The sequence below is a fragment of the Williamwhitmania sp. genome (genome assembly GCA_035529935.1).
In the GTDB taxonomy this organism is placed as follows: Bacteria; Bacteroidota; Bacteroidia; order Bacteroidales; family Williamwhitmaniaceae; genus Williamwhitmania.
In genome coordinates this window covers 1-3,506 of sequence record DATKVT010000205.1, presented here as the reverse complement: position 1 = coordinate 3,506, position 3,506 = coordinate 1, and the positions used below count along the sequence as shown (strand labels likewise).

At 43.1% G+C, this 3,506-nt stretch carries 4 protein-coding genes; 2 read left to right on the top strand and 2 right to left on the bottom strand.

The window, feature by feature from the left end:
* Positions 1-276: hypothetical protein (locus VMW01_15700; GenBank protein ID HUW07693.1), on the top strand; the 276-nt coding region annotated here is incomplete at its 5' end.
* Between the two features lie 118 nt (positions 277-394).
* Here the strand turns inward: VMW01_15700 and VMW01_15695 are convergent.
* Both VMW01_15695 and VMW01_15690 read right to left on the bottom strand, forming a co-directional pair.
* Positions 395-1,618: a kelch repeat-containing protein gene (locus VMW01_15695; protein HUW07692.1), complete on the bottom strand. Its 1,224-nt coding sequence runs from the start codon at positions 1,616-1,618 to the stop codon at positions 395-397.
* The gene (locus VMW01_15690; protein HUW07691.1) at positions 1,615-2,787 is read right to left on the bottom strand and encodes a kelch repeat-containing protein; all 1,173 of its coding nucleotides are present in this window, start codon (positions 2,785-2,787) and stop codon (positions 1,615-1,617) included. The genes VMW01_15695 and VMW01_15690 overlap by 4 nt, the downstream gene beginning before the upstream one ends.
* Positions 2,788-2,884: 97 nt before the next feature.
* Between VMW01_15690 and VMW01_15685 the strand changes: the two genes are divergently transcribed.
* A partial coding sequence (locus tag VMW01_15685; GenBank protein HUW07690.1) for a DUF2213 domain-containing protein occupies positions 2,885-3,506 on the top strand: 622 nt, incomplete at its 3' end.

Here is a 3,506-nt window from a genome sequence, read left to right as displayed (position 1 = left end):
TTAGCGGATCAAGTGCAGTTTGGCACTTATAATGCCGCCTTAAAAGTTATAGCTACCTCCAATGGCGCTACAGATTTACGCATTAGCGGCGACATCACACGCAATACTTGCGAGTGGTGTGCGTTGCATGTAGGCCAAGTTTACCATCGAGGACAGTTTACGCCGGAGCTTCCTAAGCATCCGAAGTGCCCTCACTATTATGAGATAGAACGTACTGGCGCTGAACCTGTGGATCCTGACTCTGCGTTTGCAGCGTTCTGGGGTTTAGTTTCTTAGTGCAATACTTCAAGCTGGCTGGTCCGCAACCAAAATGCGAATACTGCAACAAGTATTATGGGCGAATCTATCGTCAAGGTATGTTCATGCCAGAGTTCCCTGCACACCCAAATTGTTTTCACGAGTGGGATGTTTGGTTTCCCTGGGAAAAAGAATCAGAATTCTCAACCCTCAGTTTGCGTTTCTTGAAGTAAACAAGCAAACCTATGCCTATAATGGCTATTGATACAATAGATGCTACGGCTAAGGTTGTTAGGAAAGCCTCTGCCTGTTTGGATTCGGGGGTTGGTGTTGAAGTTGGTGAAGGCGACTGGTCAGGTGTTCCGTCCCCGAGGGGGGTGTAATGCTCATTTGTGGTTGCAGACTTTGTCATAACGAGATAGCCGTCAAACGGAGCAAATATTCCACCGATTATGTAAAATTCATCGTTTAAAACGGCTACTCCAGCGTATCCTCTGGCTGTAGGCATAGAAGTATCATTAATCCAACTTTCAGTTAGCGGATCATACATATAAGTTGCCGATTCATCAAAAAAATAAATGCCTTTAGAAGACTTCACGCCTGATGCTGCACCGATAGCGCAAGCTGACCCATAAGTAGGCGAAGATTTCCCAAAGCTCCAACTATCAGCAAACGGATTATAAGTTAGAATTAATCCGCCTTGAGCGGGGTTTTCCTTTGTGCTCTTTGTAGTTATGAAATATATTTGGTTATTAAAGACAGCTGAGCCTAAACTAGTGATTCTAATTGGCGATGGCGTTTTTGTAGTCCAAGAGTCGGCATCAGGATCATATACTTCATTTGCTAATGTAGATTGATATGCCTGACCACCAACTCTTCCCCCTATAAGGTAGATTTTACCTGCTATAATGTTAGCGCCTGGCAAGCTTCTTGCTGTAGGCATAGGCGCTTTAGTCGTCCACGTGTCGGTTGCTGGATCGTAAACTTCATTTATTGCCGTGACGTTGCCATTACCGATATAACCTCCTATACAATAGATTTTATTGTTGTAGACAGCTATCCCGAAACGGGTTCTCGGAGTCGGCATAGGAGTCTTAAAAGTCCACGTGTCAGTAACTGGATTGTATTCTTCGTTAGAACTTGCTATCGATCCATAAACCATTTCAGGTGAAAGAGCATTTCCAACCAAGCTTAAATCATCTCCTCCGATAGCGTAAATTTTTTCGTTCGCAACTGCAACTCCAAGACGTAATCTTGCATGCTGCATTGGCGCTTTTGTTATCCAAGAATTTTCTGATAACGCAGACACGGGATGCGCTTCGCTTACGCATAACGCTGTTAGGAAGACGAGAACAAGCAACAATGCAACATTTTTTCTCATGGTTTACCTCCCGATTTAAGCCGGCGTTTCTTGTGGTAAACCAACAAACCAAAACCAATTACAACTACAGCTACAGTAGAAATAGCCACTACTGTTAGAATTGGAAAAGACTCCTGAGTGGGTAATGGCGTTTGTGAAGGTGATGAAGACGGTGGCTGATCGACAATTGGCGTATACGCTTCGTTTTCTGCATATCCCTCCCCAGATAACATAATATTGCCACCTACTCCGCCTATTGCATATACCGTGTTGTTTACAACTGCTACTGCCAATCCATCGCGGGCAGTTAACATAGGAACACCAACACTCCAAGAGCTATTTTCAGGGTTGTAAACTTGAACCATATCAGTTATATTACCTCCTGTCCCTAGCGCTCCAAGTTGTCCACCAACAAGATAGATTCTTGCAGAACCAAGTGGATCCGAAATGGTGCATGCCGCTGAATTTAGCACAGTTGTTTTCATCGGAGTTCCAATAGTCCAAGAGTCACTTGTACAATCATAAATTTGGATTACATCCAAATTCACCGGGTTATTGAACTCATCTTGACCCCCCAACACATAGATTTTGTTGCCGACTACTGCCGAAGAAAAAGAAACAACAGGATAAAGCATAGGTCTTTTTGTTTCCCATTTCTCGCTAATTGGATCATAAACTTGATTCGTTGAGACAGTTGAATTCTGCCCACCTGTCCTTCCGCCAATTAAGTAAATTTTACCATTAACAACGTTTGCTTCTAATTGTGCCCTGGGGGTAGGCATTGGCTTTTTTACTTCCCAAGTATCAGTGGCTGGGTCATAAACTTCAATTGCTCCAGTAACTGAAGAACTGAAAGGAGCACCTCTACCGACTAAGCCCCCTATGCAGTAAATTTTGTTTTGATAGGCTGCTATGGCAAAACTAAATCTTGGAGTAGGCATGGATGCTTTTATTGTCCAGGTATCAGTCACGGGATCATATTCTTCAGTATTGTTAAGATCACTAAAACCACCGATAGCATAGATTTTTCCATTTGCCTCAGCGGCACCTAAAGATGTTCTTGCGGTTGGCATAGGTGCTTTGGATACCCAAGTGTTATCAACCGCATTAGCTCCAAAGAAAAAATCAGGGATAAGCAATGTTGTTGCAAGACAAGATAGAATGACCAGTAGTGCTAAACTCTTTCTCACAGATACCAAATGCAATAGGTATTATTTCACTTAAAGAGCTTTTTCGTCAGGATTTCTTGACTAAGGAAAAGTAACTCCAAAATTATGGTGATAAGATTTGATTAGGCAAATTGTTGTAGACTTCGCTGTTTTGGAAGATAGCAGAATCATCCAGGACGACGACAAATTTCTCGTTGTTAAGGCAGTGATAGCCTCCGAAATTGTGCATAAATACAAAGATGGCATGGCATACAAACCCGCTGACGAACTAGAAAAGGCTACATGGACCGCTGAGGGCAGATGGGTAAAAGCCCTATCTCACCCTGCAAGTGACCAAATCAGAAACGTAAACGACATAAACGGGCGCATGGAAAACCCCCGCTTCAGAAAAGACCTCAACGACCCCAAAACAAATAGGCCCTGTAGACGTGGCATAGAAGTGGATATTCGCTTTTTTAAAGACCGCACAAGCAAAGAAGTCCTTGATAAAATTCGGACAGGCCAGCTGAAAGATAATAGCATTGGCTTTAGCTGCGACAAAGATGTGACGCCAGGAGAGTTTCAAGGGCAAAAATACGATTATGTACAGCGCAACATTTGCATAGATCATCTTGCTGCGCCGATTGAGCAGGGACGTTGCCCAAGTCCTTATTGTGGAATAAACGTTGATTCCGTTGAAGATGATAAACCAATCGTTGAAGTTCAAGATGCAAATTTGGGAATAAGTTACCGTTTTGACT